The sequence below is a fragment of the Endozoicomonas sp. ALC013 genome (assembly GCF_049310205.1).
Lineage (GTDB): Bacteria > Pseudomonadota > Gammaproteobacteria > Pseudomonadales > Endozoicomonadaceae > Endozoicomonas.
The window spans coordinates 1-23,006 of record NZ_JBLYNS010000019.1 but is presented as its reverse complement, the minus strand read 5'-3'; the positions used below and the strand labels follow the sequence as shown (position 1 = coordinate 23,006).

Sequence of the window (23,006 nt, the reverse complement as noted above, 5' to 3'; positions counted from 1 at the left end):
CTGATTATCATGCTAACTGGTGCCAAACCTTTCCAGGCTGGCCCTCCTTTCCCTTTCTGAGCGACGCATAAACCACCAGCCAAACAGGGCTGCCAGAGAGACCACCAGAATAATCAGCGTCGCCATGGCGTTAATTTTTGGTGAGATCCCCAGGCGCACCGAAGAGAATACCACCATTGGCAGAGTGGTCGAGCCCGGGCCGGAGACAAAGCTGGCAATCACCAGATCATCCAGAGACAGGGTGAACGCCAGTAACCAGCCAGCGGCTAACGATGGGGCAATGGTTGGAATCGTGACCAGAAAGAACGTCCGCAGTGGTGTTGCACCAAGATCCATCGCCGCCTCTTCAATAGAGCGATCCACCTCCCGCAACCTGGCGCCAACGACAACAGCCACATAAGCGGTGGAGAAGGTGACGTGGGCGATCCAGATGGTCAGCATGCCCCGTTCCATGGGCCAGCCGATCAGGTCGGCCATGGTGACAAACAGCAGCAGCAGCGACAGGCCGGTAATCACATCGGGCATCACCAGGGGTGCCGTCAACATGCTGTTGAAGGCGGTTCTGCCACGGAATTTGCCAAAGCGGTCAAGGGCAAAAGCCGACACCGTACCCAGAATGACCGCCATGGACGCGTTATAGAAAGCAATTCTCAAGCTGATCCATACCGCGCCCATCAGTTGTTCATCCTGAAACAGCTCCACATACCATTTGGTTGAGAAGCCGGCCCAGACGGTCACCAGTCGTGAAGCGTTAAAGGAGTAAAACACAAGGATAAACATGGGCAGATAGAGGAAGATCAGCCCAAGTATCAGCATGATGGTGGAAAAACCCGGTGTTTTGACTCTTCCCAGGGTGCTTGTGCGTTCAGTTGCTGTTTCTGTAGAAAGCGTCATTACAGGCTGGCCTCCAATTGCTTCGCCTGCTGGCGATTGAAGAAGGCGATGGGCAGACACAGGATCAACAGCATGATCATGGCCAGGGCACTGGCCAGCGGCCAGTCACGGTTGTTGAAAAACTCCTGCCAGAGCACTTTACCGATCATCAGGCTCTCAGGCCCACCCAGCAGCTCAGGAATCACGTATTCACCCACGGCAGGGATAAAGACCAGCATACAGCCCGCGACAATGCCACCCATGGACAGTGGCAGTGTAACTCTGAAAAAGGTTTCCCATGGCCGACAGCCCAGATCGTTGGCCGCCTCCAGCAGTGATTTGTCCAGCTGGGTCAGGTTGGCGTAAATAGGGAGCACCATAAAGGGCAGATAGGCATAAACGATGCCTATATAAACGGCGATGTTAGTGTTCAGGATCTGCAGGGGCTGGTCAATCAGGCCACACCACATCAGCAGGTTGTTCAATAACCCGTTATTTTTCAGTATTCCCATCCAGGCGTATATGCGGATCAGGAATGAGGTCCATGATGGCAGAAGTACCAGCATGAGCAGGAAACTTTGCTTTCTTCCCGATGCCTGAGCCATGGCGTAGGCCATGGGATAGCCCAGCAGAAGGCAGAAAAAGGTAGCGACCAGAGCCAGCCGTATCGAGGTCAGATAGGCCTGCAGGTACATCTCGTCCTCGGCCAGGAACAGGTAGTTGCCCAGATTTAAATTCAGTGTCAGTACTTCATCAAAGTACTCAAAGATGGCCGAATAGGGCGGAATGGCAATTTCTGCCGATGAAAAGCTGATCTTGACCACAATCAGGAAGGGGACAAGAAAGAATAGCAGTAGCCAGAGATAGGGGACGCCAAGAACGAGGCGACGTCCCCACAGCTCCCTTAAGGCGTTTAGCCTCTCTGGTCCCCACGCGGCTGCGGAGGCACCTTTTGTTAACAGGTTGGACATGACAGATTCCACAAAATATCCGTTACCAGTGGCTTACATGTACGGCGGTAAGCCTGAATAGTTTACGAAATAGAAAGCCTTCGGCTTTTAGCCAATGGAAAGCCTTCAGACTGTTCTTAAACACGAAAAATACTGAATAAGGTTAGCGGTGATTGATCAGCTATTCAGGACGACACCACTGTCATCATCCCAGCTGATATAGACTTCATCACCCCAGGTCGGGTTGTCGGCGGTCCGGATCACATTCGCCATGTTGGACTGTACCGTCATGCCCGACGGAAGCCGGATATGATAAACCGAATGTCCACCAAGATAGGCAATGTCGTGCACCACACCCTTGCTCCAGTTGTAGTTCCCTTCCGGCTGCTCCCGGGTCACCATGGTTTTTTCAGGACGCACGGCAATCCAGACTTTGCGGTCTTCCAGTGGTGCCATGATACCGTGGCCAATGTAGATCGGCTGTTGCACCTGTTGCGATTGAATGATGACGTAACCCGCTTCTTCTTCGGTGATTTCTCCTTCAAACATATTGACGGAGCCAATGAATTCGGCGGTCATGCGGCTGTTGGGGTTTTCGTAGATATCGATAGGGGTACCCACCTGGACAATCCAGCCGGCATCCATAATGCCAATGCGCTCGGCCATGGTCATCGCCTCTTCCTGATCATGGGTCACCATAATGCAGGTAACACCCACCTCTTCGATGATATCCACAACCTCAAGCTGCATGCGGCTGCGCAGCTTCTTATCCAGCGCACCCATGGGCTCATCCAGCAACAGCAATTTTGGTCGCTTTGCCAGGCTTCTCGCCAGGGCCACACGCTGGCGCTGGCCACCGGAAAGCTGATGGGGCTTACGGCGGGCATACTTTTGCATATGCACCAGTGTCAGCATCTCCTCTACACGCTGGGCAATGATGTCTTTGGGCAGGCGGTCCTGCTTTAATCCAAATGCCACGTTTTGCTCCACCGTCATATGAGGGAACAGGGCATAGGACTGAAACATCATATTGATGGGGCGCAGATACGGTGGCAGGTGAGTAATATTCTGCCCATCCAGGTAAATTTTGCCCTCAGACGGTGTTTCAAAGCCCGCCAGCATCCGTAGTAATGTGGATTTTCCAGATCCGGAGCCACCCAGCAGTGCGAAAATCTCACCCTTTTTAATATTCAGACTGACATTATCAACAGCGATAACGTCATCGAACTTTTTGGTGACCTGGTCGATTTTGACCAGGATCTCATTGCCTGAGCGACTTTTTGTCGCAGCTGTCGAAAGCGTCGACGGCGTTGGGGAATGTTTCGGGGAGGCAGATGCTGTACTCATCTAAAATTTTCTCCAGCCCGGAGTATAAAGAACAGGGTAGAACCCGGTGAGTGTGCTTTAATAGGCTCTGTTGACACAAGTTTATCGTTAGAAACTCAGGTTCGCTTGTGGTGACCATGGGTTCTTTGCTTATGAAAAGAGCCTTCAAACCCTCAAGGAAGTGAAAAGCCCGCGCATTGTCCATAAAAATGCAGGGATTGAAAATGATTTTGCGATAAACCCTGATGGAGGATATTAGTAATCCTCACTTGCAGATTCATCATTGGTACCCTAACCTCCCTCTGCTAGGAGGGGAGGTGATTTACCCATTAGATATTAGAATAACGGTTGTCTTAATCAGGATCTGTCCTAAAAAAGATGAATACAAAGCTCACTAATCCCTTATGCTATTGTGTTCCACTTTTCTTGGTGCCTGAACACGCATTGTCAATAAACGACTGAAATCATGAGAAGCCGAAAAGAAGTTGTTCGCCAGTTGGATCGTATCGATCGTAATATTCTCCGTACCCTGCAGGAGCAAGGGCGTATATCGTATGTAGAGCTGGCGGATAAGGTCGGGCTGAGTACGACGCCGTGTATGGAACGGGTCAAGCGCCTGGAAAGGGAAGGTATTATTCAGGGCTATTCTGCACGCCTGAACCCGAAGTATCTTCAGGCAGGGCTTCTTGTGTTTGTGGAAATCAGCCTCTATACCAAATCCGCTGATATCTTTGATGACTTCCGCAAAGCGGTCATCAAGCTGCCAAACGTGCTGGAGTGCCATCTGGTCTCTGGTCACTTCGACTATCTGGTCAAAGCCAGGATTTCAGAGATGGCCTCTTACCGCGAGTTGTTAGGGGATATTCTTCTGAAGTTGCCAGGGGTCAGGGAGTCCAAGAGCTATATCGTGATGGAAGAACTCAAGGAAACGCTCAGCCTGCCAATTGCAGATTAACCGTTACCTGGCTTGTTAAAGGTTGTTTGTGAGTGTTTGCTTCTGCTCTTATCGGCTTCAGAAAGGTATTTAACCTTCCTGAAGCTCGCCCGCTACCTGATAATCCCTTATGTAATAGTTCAATGCGACTTCGTCCTGGTCCTCGATACTGCGTAAAACAAAACCTGCGGCGAAATCAGCCTGTTCACTGACGGTTTGACACCAGACGCACTCGGCACTCATGGACACTCGATAAGCACCTTCCTGCGGCCCGGGCAGGATCAATGTGACATTCCGGGTTTCTGATGGCCTGACACCCCGATCGGTCAGGATGCTGAATCCTCCTTTTGAGACATCTTCAAGAATGCCGATAGACAGACCGGTGTCGTTATCCAGTACTTCTGCGGTTTTTTCCAGTGTTTTTCTGGGAAATCGACGCTTTTCTTGTTGTATTTGCGACATTTTGGCCTCCATGGATTAGAGGGAAGGAAGAACTAAGTTATCACCTTTTGTTTTCAAAATGCATCTTTTACCTGTTTTGCCAAAACAGGTTTTTATGAAAACGTGCTTTATGGATGGTGAGATTTTCAGTCAATTAGTTGATTTAAATAGCGGCCAATGGCGGCAGAGCATGACGTTTCCTAAAACTTATTGACTGTTGACAATAGGGCTTAACTTCCTCTGTAATCGAATAAGGCGTTATCAGAAAGCCTGGTTGTTGATAGAGCTTAAACCGCTGAATGTGATGAAAGTTCTACCCTGTAAAACAACAATAAATAGCCACGTCTGTCAGCTTGCCCTAACCCCGGGATGCCGATAGACAGGGCACTAAACCAGAGCCTGCTGCTCTGCAACATACGGAGGGATCCCGTCATGTTCAGACAGATTGCCGAGGCACGAATCAACGATCTTCATTGCAAATTTGATGAAGAGTCCGGCCTCAAATCCGTCATCGCTATTCACAGTACCCGCAGAGGGCCAGCCCTCGGTGGGTGTCGAATCATTCCTTATTCTTCCTCTGACGAAGCCATCACGGATGCCATTCGCCTTGCCCGTGGTATGAGCTACAAATCAGCACTGGCTGGCCTGGATCTCGGGGGTGGCAAAGCGGTCATTATGGAACCGGAAGGTGACTATGACCGAACCGCTCTTTTCAAAGCGTTCGGGCGTTTTCTCAATGAGCTTGGCGGTCGTTATGCAACGGCTATGGACAGTGGCACAACGGTGGCGGATATGGACACCATTGCTACTCAGTCAGCTCATGTGACTTGTACTTCATCCGGTGGCAGCCCGGCACCCTTTACCGCTGAAGGGGTTTATTATGGCGTGCTTGCCTGCCTGAAAGCCCATCCCTCGCTGCCAGATAATCTGAAAGGTTTAAGGGTTGCTGTGCAAGGGCTGGGTAATGTTGGCTATGCCCTTTGTCAGCGACTGTTTAACGATGGGGCACAATTGATTGTTGCCGATATCAATCAGGATCGTGTTGATCAGTGTGTCCGGGAGTTCGGTGCCAAAGTAGTCGCACCGGATGACATATATTCGGTGCCCTGCGATCTGTTCAGCCCCTGTGGCCTTGGCGGCGTCCTCAATAGCGACACCATTGGCAAATTACAGTGTGCTGCTGTTGCCGGCTCAGCCAATAACCAACTACTGACGGAGGAAGACGGTATTGCCCTCTTCGACCGCGACATTCTCTTTGCCCCGGACTACCTGATTAATTCCGGTGGATTGATTTTTGTCGCCATGACTTACCTGCAAAGCAGTCAGCGTGATATGCACCATCGCCTGCGTGGCATTCATGACACCCTGTTAGAGATTTTCAGCCGACAGAATCAGGCCGGGTTACCCGCCAGTGTTATTGCTGACCAGATGGCAGAAGCCATTGTGCATGGTGATAACCCTTCACAGTTGACGGCATAGGGAGAACAGAAATGGATTTAACAGCAAACCCTGCCCTCGCCATGGAGCAGTTTCTGGATGCTGAAGGCGAAGTCATCAAACGACTGCCAGCCTGGGTCAGCAATCACGACATTCTCATTGATTACTACCGATCCATGGTGATTGCCCGGCAGGCCGATCAAAAAGCGGTGGCATTGCAGCGGACCGGTAAGATGGGCACTTACCCTTCCTGTCTTGGACAGGAAGCCATCAGCACCGTGTGTGCTGCCCTGCTGGAAAAAGAAGATGTTCTGATTCCTTATTACCGGGATCTTCCCGGGTTGATGCGACGAGGCATCGCTCTGAGTGATGTCATGCTCTACTGGGGTGGTGATGAGCGTGGGAGTGCCAGTCCGGCCTGGGGGCAGGATCTGCCGAATTGTGTTCCCATTGCGACTCAGGCTGGCCACGCGGCCGGTATCGCCACCGCCATTAAAATCCGCCACGAGGCCGGTGACCCGTTGCAAGTGGCCTTATGTGCCCTGGGTGATGGTGCTACATCGAAAGGGGATTTTGGCGAAGCCCTGAATCTGGCCGGTGCCTGGCAGTTGCCCGTGGTTTATATCATTAACAACAACCAATGGGCGATTTCGGTTCCCAGAAAAATTCAGTCCGGTGCACCGACGCTGGCCCAGAAAGGGCTGGCCGCTGGCCTGCCGTCTTACCAGGTGGATGGTAATGATGTTATTGCCCTCCATGAAGTGGTCAGCGCCGCTATTGACCGTGCACGCCAGGGTAAAGGCGCTACCGTGATAGAAGCGGTCAGCTATCGGCTTTGCGATCACACCACGGCCGATGACGCCAGCCGTTACCGAGCCAGTGAAGAGCTCAAGGAGGCCTGGCAACAAGAGCCCATCAAGCGGCTCCGTAACTTTCTGCACCATCGGGGGTTGTGGGACGAGCATAAAGAACAGGCTTTAAAAGATGAGGCTGACCGTATCATTGAGCAGGCCGTGGCCACCTACCTGAACACGCCGCTGCCTGCTATTGAAGACCTGTTTGATTATCACTACGCGAATATGCCAGCCCAACTGGAGCAGCAGAAAAACGAGGCGCTTGCCAGAGAACAGATGCGGCAGGAAAACATGAAATCAGCCGGAGGCCGTCTCAATGGATAACAAACTGACCATGGTTGAGGCCGTCAACCTGGCGCTTGATCATGCTATGGACAATGATCCGGATGTTGTGTTGCTTGGCGAAGACATTGGGGTCAATGGTGGTGTCTTTCGGGCAACCCAGGGGCTGCGGGATAAATATGGCCTCAAGCGGGTGATGGATACACCACTGGCGGAAACCCTGATTGCCGGTATCAGTGTGGGTATGGCTGCCCAGGGGATGAAACCGGTGGCGGAAATACAGTTTATGGGGTTCATCTTTCCGGCAATGGAACAATTAATCTGCCACGCAGCCCGCATGAGAAACCGAACCCGGGGACGGTTGGCGTGTCCCCTGGTGCTGCGGGCTCCTTTCGGTGGAGGTATCCATGCCCCGGAGCATCATTCGGAAAGCACCGAAGCACTGTTTGCCCATATTCCCGGGCTAAGAGTGGTCATCCCATCGTCACCGGTCAGAGCCTATGGATTGCTTCGTGCTGCCATTAATGAGCCGGATCCGGTTATCTTCCTGGAGCCAAAGCGCATCTACCGGGCAAGTAAGCAGATAATTGATGCTGCCAGTGACCCGCTGCCATTGGACACCTGTTTCACGTTAAAAGTCGGGCAGGATGTCACATTGGTCAGTTGGGGGGCATCGGTTCGTGAAACCATGGAGGCAGCCGACATTCTGGAGGGGCATGGCATTTTTGCAGAAGTGATTGATGTGGCTACCATCAAGCCTCTTGATATGGAGACTATTCTGACGTCAGTCAGAAAGACCGGACGCTGTGTCATTGTTCATGAAGCTTGTCGGAGTTTTGGTGTGGGGGCCGAGATTGCTGCCGGTCTTATGGAAAGGGCGTTTGATGATCTGAAGGCCCCCGTTGAACGGGTGACCGGTTTTGATACGACAATGCCCTACTACAGGATGGAAGACCATTATCTGCCCCAGGTCGATGATATTGTCAGGGCATCGATCAAGAGTCTTGCCAGGCACTAGTACATAGTTTCAATGAGTTTGACGGGTTGTCGTGCCTCCATACTCCGTTCGTTCTGAGCCTGTCGAAGGACCCATAGGGCCTAAAGGCGGAAACTCCGGACTCTGATAGATCGTGCCAAGCACCCTTCGACTCCGCTCAGGGTGAACGGAGATTGTAAACGTCAAACTCATTGAAACGATGTACTAGGAACCTGTAGGACTGCAAAACCAGAAGCAGTCAGTATTTTTATAATAAAAAGGTACATTCATGCGCTTTTTCAATTTACCCGATTTAGGGGAAGGTATTCCTGAAGCCGATATTGTCGAATGGCATGTGGGAGAAGGGGATAGCATCAGGGAAGATCAGCCGATGGTCTCAGTCGAAACAGCCAAAGCCGTTGTGGAAGTGCCTGCACCCTGCACCGGAGTGATTGCCCGTCTTTGTGGTCAACCCGGTGACACTATTCTTACCGGAGCCCCGCTGGTGGAGTTTGTCACCGATGGGGAAGATAGCGGTACGGTAGTCGGCAAACTGGCCAGTGATGATGCCAGCACCAATAGCGATGACGCTTTTATTATTGGCTCACCAGCGGATGGCCAGATGCCACCGTCGTCTTCATCGCACATGGTTCAAAGTGGACTTCAATCACTGGCTGAGCAATTCCAGGTGGATCTGGGTGCTATCACAAATCGTAGAACCGCTGCACAACCTGCCATGGCCTATCCCCTGGCCAATCCAGAGCCATTGAAAGGTGTCCGCAAGCATATGGCCCGCACCATGGCAGAATCTCATGCTTCCGTCGTCCAGGTAACGCTGTTTGATGATGTGGATATTGATCATTGGGATGATAAAGAAGACATCACTGTTCGTCTGATTCAGGCGATTGCCAAAGCCATTGCCGTGGAGCCTGCGCTTAATGCCTGGTTTGATGGCGCTTCCATGAGCCGTCAGCTTCATGATGCTGTTGACCTGGGTCTGGCGGTTGATAGTGACGAGGGACTATTTGTTCCGGTGATGCGTGATGTGGCAAAAATGAAGAAAGCAGAAGTACGAGAGAGTATCAATAAGCTCAGGGAAGGGGTGAAAGACAGAAGTCTGCCAAACTCAGAGCTTCAGGGTGCAACCATCACGTTAAGTAATTTTGGTGTCTTTGCCGGAAAATACGCGACACCGGTTGTTGTGCCGCCAACCGTTGGTATTATCGGTGTTGGCCGGTTAAGGGAAGAAATCGTCAGCGTTGCTGGCAAGCCTGAGAGCCACCGTATCCTGCCTTTGTCACTGTCGTTTGATCACCGCGCAGCAACGGGTGGTGAAGCAACACGTTTCCTCCATGCAATGATTCAACAGTTGCAGAAGTAGTCAAAAATCCACATTATAAATTCTGGGGCAAGAAAAAATGCGCTATCACTTTGCGGTTAAAAACGCAGGGTTGTTTTGATAGTGCCACGCTTGTCGGGCAGCTTTTCCAAGGCTAAGTGCGAGACCACCAGAAGTTGTGAGCGATGAAGAATAATATCTCTGCCAGCATGCTGCAAGGAAGTCCGTTGTTATAAGTTGTTATGAAAAGTGCATCAATGTAGGCCGGATTTTTTCGACTGAATGTTCGTATCCCGCTTTTGCCGGTCATGACACCGAGTTCTCTGGTTTGTCGGACGGGCATTATATGCCACCTTTTTCTATAGCATTGTTGATCAGCATGAACTGCTTTTCTGGCATTCATAGCGGCTCAATAAAAGTTATAAAAAAATGTGGTCAAAGTTCTGACTCTGCCGATAGCGTAATTGAGAAGGATAAGCTTCCAGATGAGCTATCGGTCAAACGTTCCTGGTCGTTGTTCAGGAATTCAAGCAGACAAAGGCGGGTGAAGGCATGGACATCTTCAATACATATCAGCAGAGATTTCAATCAACCCAGCAGGAAGAGCTGACCATCGAAGAGTATCTGGCACTGTGCAGGCAGGATTCTTCTGCCTATGCCAATGCGGCTGAGCGTATGCTTATGGCCATTGGTGAGCCGGAGATGGTGGATACCTCAAGGGACCCAAGGCTCAGTCGTATATTTTCCAATAAACTGATTAAGCGTTATCCGGCATTCCGTGAATTTTATGGTATGGAAGAGGCCATTGAGCAGATCGTTTCCTACTTTATGCACGCTGCCCAGGGGCTGGAAGAGAAGAAACAGATACTTTACCTTTTAGGGCCAGTGGGTGGTGGTAAGTCTTCTCTGGCAGAAAAGCTGAAGGCATTGATGGAGAAAGTCCCATTCTATGCAATCAAAGGTTCACCGGTTTTTGAGTCACCTCTGAATCTGTTTAATCCTGATGAAGATGCCGACATTCTGGAAAAAGAATATGGCATTCCCAACCGTTACCTGGGCGGTATCATGTCACCCTGGGCGGTTAAGCGGTTAAATGAGTTTGGCGGTGATATCACCAAGTTCAGAGTGGTGAAGCTGCATCCCAGTATTCTGAATCAAGTGGGTATTGCCAAGACCGAACCCGGCGATGAGAACAACCAGGATATATCCAGCCTTGTGGGCAAAGTGGATATACGACAGTTGGAAGAATACTCTCAGGATGACCCGGATGCCTACAGCTTCTCTGGCGCACTCTGCCGTGCCAATCAGGGCATGATGGAGTTTGTGGAAATGTTCAAGGCACCCATCAAGGTACTCCACCCGCTGCTGACCGCGACCCAGGAAGGTAACTACAACAGTACCGAAGGCATGGGTGCCATTCCTTATAACGGTATTATTCTTGCCCACTCCAATGAATCCGAGTGGCAATCATTCCGGAATAATAAGACCAATGAAGCCTTTATTGACCGGGTGAACATCGTCAAGGTGCCTTACTGCACCCGGGTGACGGAAGAGATTCATATATATGAAAAGCTGCTGGCTAATAGCTCACTCAAGGAATCCCCCTGTGCACCGGATACCTTGAAAATGCTGGCCAAGTTTACCGTCCTGTCGCGCATCAAGGAGCCGGAAAATTCCAATGTGTATTCCAAGATGCGGATCTATGATGGTGAAAACCTGAAAGATACCGACCCCAATGCCAAGCCGCTGCAGGAGTACAAGGATTCAGCGGGTGTTGATGAGGGCATGGAAGGTTTGTCTACCCGTTTTGCTTTCAAGATTCTTTCCAAGGTATTCAACTTTGACCCTACGGAAATTGCCGCTAACCCCGTGCACATGCTCTACGTACTGGAACAGCAGATTGAGCAGCAGCAGTATCCGAAAGAGGTGCATGAGCGTTATCTGCGCTATGTGAAAGAGTTCCTGGCACCCAAATACATTGAGTCCCTGGGCAAAGAGATTCAGACCGCCTATCTTGAGTCTTACTCCGAGTATGGACAGAACATTTTTGACCGATACATCACCTATGCTGACTTCTGGATTCAGGATCAGGAGTACCGTGACCCTGAAACCGGCGATATTCTCGACCGCTCGGCCATCAATGATGAGCTGGAGAAAATCGAGAAAGCGGCCAGTATCGCCAATCCAAAAGATTTCCGTAACGAAGTCGTTAATTTCGTGCTCAGGGCCAGGGCCAATCATAATGGGCAAAACCCGAGCTGGCTCAGCTACGAAAAAATGCGCACCGTGATTGAGAAAAAAATGTTCTCCAATACAGAAGACCTGCTTCCGGTGATTTCATTCAATGCCAAAGGCAGCCAGGAAGATCAGCGCAAGCACAATGAGTTTGTTAAGCGCATGGTAGAGAGAGGGTATACCGAGAAGCAGGTCAGGTTACTGGCTGAATGGTATATCCGGGTGCGCAAGTCGCAGTAACTGCCGTCCGGGTAGAGAGGCAGGGCGAATGGATTCTCGCCCTGTTTGTCATAAAGGGCACACAAGGAGCGTGTTCATGAGTATTATTATCGATCGACGGTTGAATGGAAAAAACAAAAGTACCGTCAATCGCCAGCGGTTTCTTGAGAGATATAAGAAGCACATCAAGAAAGCAGTGTCTGATGCTGTGAATAAACGCTCCATTACTGATGTGGTTTCTGGCAGCGAAGTCACCATTCCCCGAAAAGATCTTTCTGAGCCGGTATTCCGCCACGGTCAGGGTGGGCGATATAAGCAGGTTCATCCGGGCAACAAGGAGTTTGTCAGTGGTGATCGTATCAAGCGGCCATCAGGCGGCAGTGGCTCCGGAAGCGGTAAGGGCAAGGCTGGCAACAGCGGCGAAGGGATGGATGAATTCAGCTTCCAGATAAATCATGATGAGTTCCTGGAGCATATGTTTGATAACCTTGAGCTGCCAAACCTGGTTCGGAAACAGCTGGAGGATATGACGGAATTCAAGATTCGACAGGCCGGGTATACGACAGCAGGCTCTCCGGACCGCCTGAATGTGGTGCGCTCCCTGCGTTCAGCCCATGCCCGGCGTATTGCCTTATCCGGTGGTGATCGCCGGGAGATACGGGCACTTAAAAAAGAGCTCCGGGAAATGGAAGTCAGCCCGGATGAAACGGACCAGCAACGAGTTGTTGAATTAAGAGAACGGATAAAAGAGCTCAATGCCAAGCTGAAAAGACTACCATTTATTGATGACTTTGACCTGAAATACAACAACATGGTCAAAGTGCCTTCGCCCAGTAATAAGGCCGTGATGTTTTGTGTGATGGATGTGTCCGGATCCATGACTCAGGACATCAAAGACATGGCCAAGCGCTTCTTTATTCTGCTCTATCTGTTTTTGCAGCGTAATTATAAAGAGATTGAAGTGGTCTTTATCCGTCATCATACAGCCGCTAAAGAAGTGGATGAGGATGACTTTTTCTATTCCAGGGAAACCGGGGGAACCATTGTTTCCAGTGCCCTGGAAATGACCCGTGATGTGATCAACAAGCGTTACAGCCCGGTGGACTGGAATATCTATGTTGCCCAGGCATCGGACGGTGATAACTGGGAAGGAGATTCCAGTGTCTGCACCAAGATTCTCACCGAGCAGATTATGCAGAAGGTTCAGTATTACTGTTATGTGGAAATCACCGACCGTGCCCACCAGAATTTATGGCGTGAGTACCAGAGTGTAGCGGAGAAGTTTAAAGATCACTTTGCCATGCAGCAGATTAAATCGCCCAGTGATATTTACCCGGTTTTCCGTAAACTGTTTGAAAAAAAGGAAAATGCATGAGCAGCCAGTTGATTTCCAGTGAACCGGAGTGGACGTTTGAGCTAATTCAGGAATACGACAGGGAACTGGCCCGTCTTGCTGATCGCTTCCGCCTTGAAACCTACCCGAATCAAATTGAGATTATCAGCTCTGAACAGATGATGGATGCCTATGCCTCAACGGGTATGCCATTAATGTATAACCACTGGAGTTTTGGTAAACACTTTCTTCATACCCAGCAAAACTACCAACGGGGCAGAATGGGGCTGGCCTATGAAATTGTGATCAACTCAAATCCCTGCATTGCCTATTTAATGGAAGAAAATACCATGACCATGCAGGCACTGGTATTAGCCCATGCCAGCTATGGTCATAATTCATTCTTTAAAGGGAACTATCTGTTTCAAACCTGGACTGATGCCGAGTCCATTATCGACTACCTGTTATTTGCTAAACATTATATTGCACAATGTGAAGAGAAGTATGGCATTGAGGCGGTCGAGGAAATACTCGACGCCTGCCATGCATTAATGAATCAGGGGGTGAATCGATATAAACGGCCCCGGCCCTTATCCGCTGAGCAGGAACAGGCCCGGCAGGAAGAGAGGGCGGAGTATATCCAGAGGACTCTGAACGACATTTGGACCACCATTCCAAAGGTTGAGAAAGATGAGCAGGAACAGGAAGAGCGCTTTCCTAAAGACCCGGAAGAAAACCTGCTCTACTTCCTGGAAAAGAATGCACCGTTATTGGAAACCTGGCAGCGGGAGCTGTTGCGAATAGCCAGAAAAATTGCCCAATACTACTACCCTCAGAAACAGACTCAGGTGATGAATGAGGGGTGGGCCTGTTTCTGGCATTACCACCTTCTGCATGAGCTATACAATGAGGGCAAGGTGTCCGATGGTTTTATGCTGGAGTTTCTTCACTCCCATTCCAGTGTTATCTATCAGCCGCCTTTTGATAGCCCGCAATACAGTGGTATCAATCCATACACCCTCGGCTTCAATATGTTTATGGATATTCGTCGTATTTGTGAAAACCCTACCGATGAAGACCAGGAGTGGTTTCCGGATATTGCCGGCAGCGACTGGCTGGATACTGTGCACTTTGCCATGAAAAACTTTAAGGATGAAAGCTTTATCCTGCAGTTTCTGTCACCCAAAGTGATGCGAGATTTAAGACTGTTTTCAATTCTGGATGATGAGTCCCGCACTTATCTTGAGGTGGACAGTATTCACGATGAAACAGGCTATAAAGCCATCCGTGAGTCACTGGCCGCTCAGTATAACCTCGGCAATCGGGAACCAAACATTCAGGTTTATAATGTCAATATCCGGGGTGACCGCATGCTGACCCTCCGTCATTACCAGCATGAAGGTCGGCCATTGGGAAAAGAGACCGATGAGCTGTTGAAGCATATACACCGGATCTGGCAGTTTGATGTGGAGATTGAGTCGTTTGAAAATGGCGCAGTCACTCAAAGCTGGCAGTGCAGTGAGAATAAGAAACGCAAATAAACGTCGATTGAATGCTGGTACGCTTACGGTAAATATTAAGCAACTATCCATTAATTTTTGAACCACAAAGGACACAAAGAGCACAAAGGAAAAGAAAAGCTCTTCTTCGTGCTCTTTGTGTCCTTTGTGGTTCCCATTCAACATGATCCATATCGGAGTTATACAACTTATTCCTTTTGATCAAAAAAACAACCTGCCTGATTTTGGATTAATAAACTGACAGTTTTTACTATCAGTGATTCACATTATTTTTAAAATTTATATAATGGTACTTCCATCTAAAAAAATCTTGCTGTATAAAGTTCATCGAATTGAACATCTTTATTCCTAAGTAGGAAGTTCTATCAAGACCAAGGAGTCGTAGAGTAAATGAATATTTTTGAAGAAGTTCTGCATCGCCTCAGCAGCAAAACCCGTATTCGCTCACTGTTTAAAGATGTACACGCGGAAGATCTGGAGCGCATCATTTCCCGTCTGAACGATGTGCTGACTGAGAAGCAGGAAGCGCGTGCCAAAGACGAAGAGAAGCGTAAGAAGAAGCAGGAAAGCATTGAAGCCATCAAGCAGATTATGGCCGACCGTGGTGTTTCCATGAATGATCTGGGTGTGGGTAATCTGGAACCGGAAGAGACAGTACAGAAGCGTCGCAGAAACATTCAAAAGTACACTTTTGAATACGAGAACGAAGCGGGTGAGCGCATTAAGTGGGAAGGTGCCACTACTGGCCGTCTGCCACGTGATTTCCAGGCGTACCTGGAGCGTACTGGCAAGAAGCGTCTGGACTGCGCTCTGGAACAGATCGAAGAGTAAGTTTTATTCGCTCTGAATAAAAAAGGGTCTTGCAGACCCTTTTTTATTTTCTATTTTGGCAAATACGGCGTTAATATCATCATTTACCGGAAAGATCGTGTTCAACCGGCCTGCTATACGTTGACGACGTTGGCATGCTTGATTCTCGACAGGGGAAAGTGACATATAAAACGACTGCCTTTTCCCGGATGGCTACTGATACTGATACGACCTTCATGCCTTAATAACACATGTTTTACAATCGCCAGTCCAAGACCGGTCCCCCCTGTCGCATGACTGCGGCTCTTATCCACCCGGTAAAAACGCTCAGTCAGTCTTGGAATATGAACGGGGTCAATGCCAACACCATTGTCCTGAACCATCAGGTGTCCACCTTCCTGATCCTGCCACCACTTCACCTGCACCTTTCCTCCAGACGGGGTATAGCGGATAGCGTTATAAACCAGGTTAGAAAAGGCACTGCGCAGCTCCACGGCATCCCCCGTTAATAAGGCATCATCGTCGCATTCAAGTTGTAACTGGTGCTGATTTTCACCGCTCAATGCTTTGGCGTCGTTAACGATACCGGCAAGCAGAGACTTAAGCGTCACTGACTGACTTATTCTTTCCGGTTCCGTCGCTTCAAGCCGTGAAAGTAACAAAAGATCCTCAATCAGTCGCTGCATTCTGGTTGCCTGCTCCTGCATTTGACCAAGAGCACGATTAAAGATGGGCGGTGTATCCTGATTCATTGCCATACCGTCACTCATGGTCTCCAGATAACCGGAAATCACGGTTAGCGGTGTTCTCAATTCATGGGAAACATTGGCAACAAAATCGGTTCTCATGATTTCAAGCTGATGCAACCGGCTGACATCCCTGACCAATAGAAGTCGATTGCCCTGCCCATAAACGGTAATGGCTATTTGAAGCTGTCGGCTCTCATGCACCGGTGAATCGATCTTAATGGGCTCTTTGCCGTGGCTATTGTTCATATAGCGGGCAAATTTTGGATTTCTGACCAGGTTTGTCAGGAGCTGTCCCTGGTCATCGGGCATTTGCAGGCCCAGTAACTCTCCGGCGGCACGGTTCCACCACTCAAGGGAACCATTCTGGTCGGCCATGACGATTCCGTCGTTTAATGCTGCCGTTGAATCCTGTATGCGTTCTATCACGCTGGCAAGTCGCTGTTTTGAGCGGTTGTGTTTGCGCTGAATTCTATAAATACCGTCAAAGATCTCACCCCATACGCCTGTGCTTTCCGGGGGATCCAGCTCTTTGTGGGCAGCCTTATCAAGCCATATCAGCAATCGGTGCAGTTGCTGGTGGCTCCAGAGAAGGTAGAATAATGTGGCAAGAAAAAGCCCCAGAAAAATCCGGTCCGCCAGCCAGCCGACCAGCAGCCCGATGGCAAGCATTGACACTATTCGACCAGTAAACCAGGATCGGGCAGAGGTGGTCACAGGCAGTTCCGCAGTTTGTTGAGCTTATGGTGATTGATCCTGACCATCATTCTTATGTCATCAGGTGGTGATGAGGAAAACGTCACTGAAGCCATTTTCATTGAATTCCAGCATTCTACGCTTTAGTGGAAAAACGGTAGCCAGTACCTCTGACGGTTTGAATGTAATTCTCATAGCCACTGCCCAGCGCTTTTCTCAGGCGGCGAATATGGACATCCACCGTTCTCTCTTCAACATACACATTGCCACCCCAGACCTGGTCAAGCAACTGCCCACGGGAATAGGCTCGCTCCTGATGAGTCAGGAAGAACTGCAGCAGCCGGTATTCCGTTGGCCCCATTTCGGCCGGGTTGCCATCAATACTGACCCGGTGGCTGACAGGGTCCAGTTCCAGTCCTTTGACGACGATAGCCGACTGTTCGTCCATTCCATGAGTTCTGCGCAGTACGGCCTTAAGTCGGGCAGCGAGCTCGCGGGGGGAGAAAGGCTTGGTGATGTAATCATCCGCACCGGTTTCCAGCCCCTGGATTTTATGGTCTTCTTCCCCTTTGGCGGTCAACATAATGATCGGAATTTCTGCTGTCAGCTGGTCACGCTTAAGTCGTCTGGCCAGTTCGATACCCGAGATATCCGGTAGCATCCAGTCCAGAAGGATCAAATCGGGTCGGTTATCCACCACCAGTGAGTGCGCCTGCTTTGCATCAGCTGCTTCCAGGCACTGATAACCAGCCATTTCCAGCGCCATAGCGACCATTTCCCTGATGGGTGCTTCATCATCCACAATTAGAATTGTTTTGCCAGACATGAGAATACCCCGGGGTTGAATGAGAGAAGATTGCTTTGGTAACCGTTTATCTTTATGACAGGTATTACAGCGAGGGAATGTTACAGAAAAATGACGTTGAGGAAAATTTGATGGACTTTTTGCGGGTTGTCCAACCCATGAGTTACTGTTTTCCCGTCGTTGAAGTGATAAAGGGGAGGTGAAGGTTGAGCGCTTTCGGCTCAACCTTCAAATTCAGGTGTTTCAGTCAGTCATCACAGAGAACAGACCAGACCGAGAAATATGGCGGCACCAACCCAATGATTAGAAAGAAAGGCTTTGAAACAAGGATCCCTTTCACGGTTGCGGGTTAACCATTGCTGGTGGGTAAAACCTGCGGCGGCGGCAACAAGGCTGACATAGAATGGCCAGGCTAATTCCAGCTGTAAACCCAGCATCAGCAGGGCTATCAGGGTAAACGTCTGAAAACAGGCAATAATCAGATTATCCATTTCGCCAAATAAAATGGCGGTGGACTTAATGCCGATCTGCAGATCATCATCTCGGTCCACCATGGCATACTGGGTATCGTAGGCGACAGTCCATAACAGATTGGCGATAAACAACAGCCATGTCTGAGTGGTCAGTGTGTCGGCCTCGGCGGCAAATGCCATGGGGATGGACCAGCCAAATGCGGCACCCAATACCACTTGCGGCAGATACGTGTGTCGTTTGGCAAAAGGGTAGGCTGAGGCGAGTAGCAGGGCGGCAAAGGAGAGATAGATGGTCAGGGCATTGGTGGTCAACACCAGGAGAAAGGCCACGAAAAACAGGCTGGCGGCGTATATCAGGGCTTCTTTCGGGGTTATCTTTCCGGTCACCAACGGACGTTGCCGGGTTCGTTTTACATGACCATCAAAATGTCGGTCAGCATAGTCATTAACAACACAGCCAGCGCTGCGGGTCAGCACCACCCCAAGAATGAAAACCACCAGATTACCAACAGAGGGTATGCCTTCGGCCGCGAGCCAGAGCGCCCAGAGTGTTGGCCATAGCAGTAGATAAATGCCAATGGGGCGATCAAGGCGAGCCAGTTGAATAAAGTCTTTCCAGCGTGGTACGTGCTGATCCAGCAGCTCTGCACATTTATCAGCGCCTGTTATCGATTGTATAAATTTCATCTGCGCCCTTGGAGTTCTGTGTTTTGGAAATATAGTCAGGGCCTTCCAGCCGACACATGTTTTGCCGATAAAAAAATGAGCACAGGCTGCCATGTGTCCAATATCTATGTAGTCTTGTCGGCCTACCAGAGCAAATTGCTTATAGCGGGAGACTATCATGTTTACAGAAGACTTACGCCCTCTTCAAGAACAACTTTTCAATCACTCCATCTACCAGAAAATTAACAGTGTGGAGACGTTGTCGGCCTTTATGGAAGCTCATGTATTTGCTGTATGGGATTTTATGTCGCTGGCGAAAAGATTGCAGCTTGAGTTTACTTCCATGCAGCTACCCTGGGTGCCAGTTACGGATGCCCCGTCTGCCCGCTTCATTAATGAAATTATTCTCTATGAAGAGACGGATAAGGATCTTCATGGCACGCCCATGAGTCATCTGGAAATGTATCTCGCTGCCATGAATGAAGTATCCGCGGATACCAGCAAAATCGAACAGGTAATTTATAGCATCAAGACAGGGGTTCCCTGGCAGCAGGCCCTGGTGGTTGCTGAGGTACCGGAATACATTCAGGCATTTGTTTCGGATACGCTGAAGATCGCCCAGTATGGTTCGTTACCGGAAGTGGCCAGTTATTTTCTTTTCGGCCGTGAAGATGCCATTCCGCAGATGTTTTCTTCCCTGTTGAATCATTGGGAAATCCCCCCGGCGTCCGTTCCTGCCATGACCTACTACCTTGAGAGACATATTGACCTTGATGGGAATGAGCATGGCCCGGCAGCAGAGAACCTGCTGAAACAGTCTATAAATGGGGACAAAACTGCCGAAGCATCGGCCGTTGCCAAGGCGAAAGAGGCTATTTCAGCACGAATAAGATTTTGGGATGGTCTTGAGAAGCAATTGGACAAAGTTACCGCTGGACAGGGGGCTGTTGACAAAGCAGAGCCTATACTACCCGGTTTTATCTGAGACCTATGTACGGGACAAAACCTGAAGCAGGGTCTGAAATCCAATCTGATCATTTTTTGAACCTTCGTTTTTCAAAACCCTGCGGAGCATGTCTATTCCCAGTCTGAACAGAGCTTTGGCTGGCCGCATATGCTTATTCAGAGGGAGTTCTTTCGCTTCACCATAATGCCAGTGACCAGCAATCAAACACCAGGCAAATGTCAATGCAAGCATGCCCATTAGCTTTTCCATGCGGTCTAGATCCGTCATGTGGGTAGACTTAAGATCAAAGCCTCGACTTTTCAGGCAACCAAACAGCGTTTCTATCGACCAACGCTTAAAGTAGTCCTCAATCATGGTGTCTGGTTTCTGGGTTGCCACGACAATTAAAAGCCCCTTGATTGTGCGCCTTGCAGCAATATACAGATAAATACCTGAGACTTTGCGTTTGCTGTGCCAGGTCACTGTCTGGTCAAGCTTTATGTTCCAAAATAATTGTGCGGCTTTGATATTCTTGCCACAGTTACCCAGTACAGTAGTGCTTTCCTTGATTCGCAGTCGACAGACGATGCCCTGATTGTCCAGCCATTTGAACCAGTCACGGCCAATGAATTCACGATCAGCAAGTAGCTCATCTATCTTATCCGCTGGAATCAATTTCAGGGTTCGCTCCATGCAGAGTGTGTATCTGTCGAGATTCAGCCAGTGAAGTATCAGTTTACCCAGCTGCTCATAACAGTAGGTGTAACCGGCAAAAAAGCGCTTTATGCGGCGATAGCTTGATTCTGCCTGAGACTGACCTTGGAACTCTTCTGCCACACGATAAAGATTGCATGAGCGCCCACGTATCAAGCCGAGAATGAATTGTGCAAGAAATATAATCCGGGCTTGATGCCAGGGCAGATGAGCTTTAAGTTCCTTGGCTAATGAGCTGACTTCTTCCATGTACTTCTACTACGATAATCTGTTCGGAGGTTAGAGACCGCATAGATTACCTTACATGGGAAGTCAGCTCATCCCATCTAAACTCTTGCCAGCTCTGGCCTCCAGATTTTTTGTCCCGTACATAGGTTTCTCGGTTCATTGAATATAGTCACGACATTTCGGAGAATCATAACCGTAACCAGGCCAGCAATTCCCGCAAAAAATAGAAAAATGAAGATTTTCCGTAGCTTCTCAAAAACTGCTGGGTAACCAAACTACCAAGTATCTAAAGCCCTTGGTAATCACCGATACAGTACTATTGTTTTGTATATTTTTATCGGTTCCCAGCACTTTTTGAGAAGCTACGATTTTCCCTTAATTGTTTTATTGATTTTTTAGACACAACCAGAACCATCAGAAAAAAAACTGATCAATAGGTTAATTTAAATACACTGAAGAAAATGGTTTTTTATTGGTAACTATGCCGTATCAGGAAATAAACTCCGGATGCTGATCATTTTTCGTTTTGTCTGTTCACCAGGTTTAACTTGCAGCAATTCCCGATGAACTCTGAAGCACTACAGCCATAAGGGCTGCAGGCAAGGTAAAAAAATCATGTCCGCACAATTCTTCAACTAAAATTGCCTAATAATCAATCGTTGTCGTCGGGTCAATCATGGGTACCGCTATTAAGAAAAATATCAGGCATTTCAGCGCCTCTTACTTGATAAAAACGGTGTCAGAATGCTTCGAAAACATCCCAGATCATCGTCCAAATAAATGCGTTATTCCCTTTCCTAACTTCCTGAAATCTGCCTTTGCTATGATGCACCAGAAGTTCGATTCGCTATTAGGATTTGATGAAGAGCGGCTGGATGATATTTGCTGTCATAATCTTGAAAAACTCTATCATGTAAAAGACGGCAAAGTTCCTTCCGATACTCGAATGAGAGAGGTTATTGATCCGGTTAACCCCATTGGGTTGAAGACACCGTTTAAAGAACTGTTTTCTGTCGTTCAGCGCAATGGCGCTCTGCAGGCTTATGCATTCAACTTCGCCAAGTTGAAAAATTGTTATCTGCTTCCTATTGATGGCACTGGTCTCTTTTATTCGGGAACCTGCCGCTGTGATGACTGCTGCATTAAAAATGAGGGCAAAAAAAATGAATCCTTTTACCACAACATTATGGGGGGCTGTATTGTCCACCCATCCAGAAAAACCGTCATTCCATTAGCGCCCGAAGCGATTTGTCGACAAGATGGTTCCACAAAGAATGATTGTGAAAAAGCGGCAATAAGACGTTTTCTGGCCCAGACAAAACACGACCATCCACGTCTGAAACTGGTGATTCTGCTAGATGGTCTATATGCGGACAACCCTACCATTGCCATGATCAGGGAGTATGGGTGGAACTTTATCATCGTGGCCAAGGATGGTAACCATGTGTCGCTTATTGAGGCCATGAACACCCTTTATGATGAGGGTCAGGTTCATCATCACAAAATCGTTGATGAGGAAAATAACACGACTGATAAATTTCGCTACGCCAATAACGTACCACTCAATCTTCAGGATGAAACTGAGCGGGTTAATGTTCTGGATTACATTGAAATCGACAAAAAAAGAATTCAGCATGTCTGGTGCTGGATAACCGATATTGAATTAACCGATGATACCGTTGAATCCGTAATGCGAGGAGGTCGTTGTAGATGGCGCATTGAAAATGAAACGTTTAATACCCTGAAAAATCAAGGCTATCAACTTGAGCACAATTACGGTCATGGCGAAAAACATCTGGCTACTAATTTCGCCTACCTTACTTTTCTGGCATTCCTGGTTGATCAGATACAGGAACTGGCTTGTCCAAAATTTCAACAGGCTTTAAATAAGCCAAAGAAGCCTACACGCAAGCGATTATGGAGGAAGATCACCAGTTTCTTTCTCACGTTGATGATTGATAGCTGGGACAGTTTGTTTAAAGCGATTGCCCATGGTGCTAAAGCACAAAAGATAGCTTTTGACACGTCATGATTTGGCAAGATAGCCAGAACTTTTCAGGGTAGTGATAGTTATTTTCCATAGCAGCACGAGCTGTAGTCTCTTTGCGTTTTCAGAAATTATGAATACACCGGTTTTCAGGTTCGGCCTTCTGACGTGTATTCGTCGGGAGCCACTGTTTAACTTGCTTGGCTTTTGCTTTTG

19 protein-coding genes are annotated in these 23,006 nt (G+C 48.8%); 11 read left to right on the top strand and 8 right to left on the bottom strand.

Features of this window, described 5'->3' with window-relative positions:
• Nucleotides 1–12: 12 nt before the first annotated feature.
• From ACO6V1_RS06005 to potA, 3 genes are all read right to left on the bottom strand, one after another.
• Complete coding sequence (locus ACO6V1_RS06005) at nucleotides 13–816, bottom strand: ABC transporter permease subunit (protein ID WP_422444730.1); 804 nt, start codon at nucleotides 814–816, stop codon at nucleotides 13–15.
• Nucleotides 817–893: 77 nt separating this feature from the next.
• Nucleotides 894–1,844 (bottom strand): ABC transporter permease subunit, encoded by a 951-nt coding sequence (locus ACO6V1_RS06000; protein WP_422444044.1) that lies wholly within the window; start codon nucleotides 1,842–1,844, stop codon nucleotides 894–896.
• Nucleotides 1,845–2,000: 156 nt separating this feature from the next.
• Entirely contained in the window at nucleotides 2,001–3,170 is a 1,170-nt protein-coding gene (potA, locus tag ACO6V1_RS05995) for a polyamine ABC transporter ATP-binding protein (protein ID WP_422444042.1), read from the bottom strand.
• A 445-nt stretch (nucleotides 3,171–3,615) separates the two neighbouring features.
• On the opposite strand from potA, the gene lrp reads away from it, so the two are divergent.
• Nucleotides 3,616–4,104, top strand: a complete 489-nt coding sequence (gene lrp / locus ACO6V1_RS05990) for a leucine-responsive transcriptional regulator Lrp (protein ID WP_020582577.1) — start codon at nucleotides 3,616–3,618, stop codon at nucleotides 4,102–4,104.
• 69 nt (nucleotides 4,105–4,173) lie between these two features.
• Here lrp and ACO6V1_RS05985 read toward each other — a convergent pair whose 3' ends face one another.
• On the bottom strand, nucleotides 4,174–4,545 hold the full coding sequence (locus ACO6V1_RS05985; RefSeq protein ID WP_163371993.1) for a PilZ domain-containing protein: 372 nt from the start codon (nucleotides 4,543–4,545) through the stop codon (nucleotides 4,174–4,176).
• A 411-nt stretch (nucleotides 4,546–4,956) separates the two neighbouring features.
• Here ACO6V1_RS05985 and ACO6V1_RS05980 point away from each other — a divergent pair, with 411 nt between their 5' ends.
• The 8 genes from ACO6V1_RS05980 to ACO6V1_RS05945 all read left to right on the top strand — a co-directional run bounded on the left by ACO6V1_RS05980 (nucleotide 4,957) and on the right by ACO6V1_RS05945 (nucleotide 15,550).
• A complete protein-coding gene (locus ACO6V1_RS05980; protein ID WP_422466174.1) occupies nucleotides 4,957–6,003 on the top strand; it encodes a Leu/Phe/Val dehydrogenase in 1,047 nt (348 codons plus the stop codon).
• A gap of 11 nt (nucleotides 6,004–6,014) precedes the next feature.
• Complete coding sequence (gene pdhA, locus ACO6V1_RS05975; protein WP_422466172.1) at nucleotides 6,015–7,139, top strand: pyruvate dehydrogenase (acetyl-transferring) E1 component subunit alpha; 1,125 nt, start codon at nucleotides 6,015–6,017, stop codon at nucleotides 7,137–7,139.
• Nucleotides 7,132–8,115 carry an alpha-ketoacid dehydrogenase subunit beta gene (locus tag ACO6V1_RS05970; RefSeq protein ID WP_209203214.1) on the top strand — a complete coding sequence of 328 codons (984 nt, stop codon included), beginning with the start codon at nucleotides 7,132–7,134 and terminating at the stop codon, nucleotides 8,113–8,115. Before pdhA ends, ACO6V1_RS05970 begins: the two co-directional genes overlap by 8 nt.
• 247 nt (nucleotides 8,116–8,362) lie before the next feature.
• A complete protein-coding gene (locus tag ACO6V1_RS05965; protein ID WP_422466170.1) occupies nucleotides 8,363–9,454 on the top strand; it encodes a dihydrolipoamide acetyltransferase family protein in 1,092 nt (363 codons plus the stop codon).
• 510 nt (nucleotides 9,455–9,964) lie between these two features.
• Nucleotides 9,965–11,887 (top strand): PrkA family serine protein kinase, encoded by a 1,923-nt coding sequence (locus ACO6V1_RS05960; RefSeq protein WP_101748262.1) that lies wholly within the window; start codon nucleotides 9,965–9,967, stop codon nucleotides 11,885–11,887.
• Nucleotides 11,888–11,963: 76 nt separating this feature from the next.
• Nucleotides 11,964–13,241 (top strand): YeaH/YhbH family protein, encoded by a 1,278-nt coding sequence (locus tag ACO6V1_RS05955; protein WP_101748263.1) that lies wholly within the window; start codon nucleotides 11,964–11,966, stop codon nucleotides 13,239–13,241.
• A complete protein-coding gene (locus ACO6V1_RS05950; protein ID WP_422444032.1) occupies nucleotides 13,238–14,740 on the top strand; it encodes a SpoVR family protein in 1,503 nt (500 codons plus the stop codon). Before ACO6V1_RS05955 ends, ACO6V1_RS05950 begins: the two co-directional genes overlap by 4 nt.
• A 369-nt stretch (nucleotides 14,741–15,109) precedes the next feature.
• The gene (locus ACO6V1_RS05945) at nucleotides 15,110–15,550 is read left to right on the top strand and encodes an H-NS family nucleoid-associated regulatory protein (RefSeq protein WP_209277133.1); all 441 of its coding nucleotides are present in this window, start codon (nucleotides 15,110–15,112) and stop codon (nucleotides 15,548–15,550) included.
• A gap of 113 nt (nucleotides 15,551–15,663) precedes the next feature.
• On the opposite strand, the gene phoR is transcribed toward ACO6V1_RS05945, so the two are convergent.
• The 3 genes from phoR to ubiA form a co-directional block, all read right to left on the bottom strand.
• A complete protein-coding gene (gene phoR / locus ACO6V1_RS05940; protein ID WP_422466168.1) occupies nucleotides 15,664–16,992 on the bottom strand; it encodes a phosphate regulon sensor histidine kinase PhoR in 1,329 nt (442 codons plus the stop codon).
• A 115-nt stretch (nucleotides 16,993–17,107) separates the two neighbouring features.
• Nucleotides 17,108–17,797 carry a phosphate regulon transcriptional regulator PhoB gene (gene phoB / locus ACO6V1_RS05935; RefSeq protein WP_101748266.1) on the bottom strand — a complete coding sequence of 230 codons (690 nt, stop codon included), beginning with the start codon at nucleotides 17,795–17,797 and terminating at the stop codon, nucleotides 17,108–17,110.
• A gap of 233 nt (nucleotides 17,798–18,030) precedes the next feature.
• Complete coding sequence (ubiA, locus tag ACO6V1_RS05930) at nucleotides 18,031–18,936, bottom strand: 4-hydroxybenzoate octaprenyltransferase (RefSeq protein ID WP_422444027.1); 906 nt, start codon at nucleotides 18,934–18,936, stop codon at nucleotides 18,031–18,033.
• Between the two features lie 157 nt (nucleotides 18,937–19,093).
• Here ubiA and ACO6V1_RS05925 point away from each other — a divergent pair, with 157 nt between their 5' ends.
• On the top strand, nucleotides 19,094–19,900 hold the full coding sequence (locus tag ACO6V1_RS05925) for a DUF3050 domain-containing protein (RefSeq protein WP_422444025.1): 807 nt from the start codon (nucleotides 19,094–19,096) through the stop codon (nucleotides 19,898–19,900).
• A 3-nt stretch (nucleotides 19,901–19,903) separates the two neighbouring features.
• Here the strand turns inward: ACO6V1_RS05925 and ACO6V1_RS05920 are convergent, their stop codons facing one another.
• Nucleotides 19,904–20,824, bottom strand: a complete 921-nt coding sequence (locus tag ACO6V1_RS05920; RefSeq protein ID WP_422444023.1) for a transposase — start codon at nucleotides 20,822–20,824, stop codon at nucleotides 19,904–19,906.
• Nucleotides 20,825–21,626: 802 nt separating this feature from the next.
• On the opposite strand from ACO6V1_RS05920, the gene ACO6V1_RS05915 reads away from it, so the two are divergent.
• Nucleotides 21,627–22,835 (top strand): transposase, encoded by a 1,209-nt coding sequence (locus ACO6V1_RS05915; protein WP_422444021.1) that lies wholly within the window; start codon nucleotides 21,627–21,629, stop codon nucleotides 22,833–22,835.
• The last annotated feature ends 171 nt before the right edge of the window (nucleotides 22,836–23,006 follow it).

Excerpts from the sequence above, each read along its gene's own strand:
- ACO6V1_RS06005 (WP_422444730.1), bottom strand. The coding sequence starts at position 816 with ATGCTGATACTTGGGCTGATCTTCCTCTATCTGCCCATGTTTATCCTT.
- ACO6V1_RS06000 (WP_422444044.1), bottom strand. The coding sequence starts at position 1,844 with ATGTCCAACCTGTTAACAAAAGGTGCCTCCGCAGCCGCGTGGGGACCA.
- potA (WP_422444042.1), bottom strand. The coding sequence starts at position 3,170 with ATGAGTACAGCATCTGCCTCCCCGAAACATTCCCCAACGCCGTCGACG.
- lrp (WP_020582577.1), top strand. The coding sequence starts at position 3,616 with ATGAGAAGCCGAAAAGAAGTTGTTCGCCAGTTGGATCGTATCGATCGT.
- ACO6V1_RS05985 (WP_163371993.1), bottom strand. The coding sequence starts at position 4,545 with ATGTCGCAAATACAACAAGAAAAGCGTCGATTTCCCAGAAAAACACTG.
- ACO6V1_RS05980 (WP_422466174.1), top strand. The coding sequence starts at position 4,957 with ATGTTCAGACAGATTGCCGAGGCACGAATCAACGATCTTCATTGCAAA.
- pdhA (WP_422466172.1), top strand. The coding sequence starts at position 6,015 with ATGGATTTAACAGCAAACCCTGCCCTCGCCATGGAGCAGTTTCTGGAT.
- ACO6V1_RS05970 (WP_209203214.1), top strand. The coding sequence starts at position 7,132 with ATGGATAACAAACTGACCATGGTTGAGGCCGTCAACCTGGCGCTTGAT.
- ACO6V1_RS05965 (WP_422466170.1), top strand. The coding sequence starts at position 8,363 with ATGCGCTTTTTCAATTTACCCGATTTAGGGGAAGGTATTCCTGAAGCC.
- ACO6V1_RS05960 (WP_101748262.1), top strand. The coding sequence starts at position 9,965 with ATGGACATCTTCAATACATATCAGCAGAGATTTCAATCAACCCAGCAG.
- ACO6V1_RS05955 (WP_101748263.1), top strand. The coding sequence starts at position 11,964 with ATGAGTATTATTATCGATCGACGGTTGAATGGAAAAAACAAAAGTACC.
- ACO6V1_RS05950 (WP_422444032.1), top strand. The coding sequence starts at position 13,238 with ATGAGCAGCCAGTTGATTTCCAGTGAACCGGAGTGGACGTTTGAGCTA.
- ACO6V1_RS05945 (WP_209277133.1), top strand. The coding sequence starts at position 15,110 with ATGAATATTTTTGAAGAAGTTCTGCATCGCCTCAGCAGCAAAACCCGT.
- phoB (WP_101748266.1), bottom strand. The coding sequence starts at position 17,797 with ATGTCTGGCAAAACAATTCTAATTGTGGATGATGAAGCACCCATCAGG.
- ubiA (WP_422444027.1), bottom strand. The coding sequence starts at position 18,936 with ATGAAATTTATACAATCGATAACAGGCGCTGATAAATGTGCAGAGCTG.
- ACO6V1_RS05925 (WP_422444025.1), top strand. The coding sequence starts at position 19,094 with ATGTTTACAGAAGACTTACGCCCTCTTCAAGAACAACTTTTCAATCAC.
- ACO6V1_RS05920 (WP_422444023.1), bottom strand. The coding sequence starts at position 20,824 with ATGGAAGAAGTCAGCTCATTAGCCAAGGAACTTAAAGCTCATCTGCCC.
- ACO6V1_RS05915 (WP_422444021.1), top strand. The coding sequence starts at position 21,627 with ATGATGCACCAGAAGTTCGATTCGCTATTAGGATTTGATGAAGAGCGG.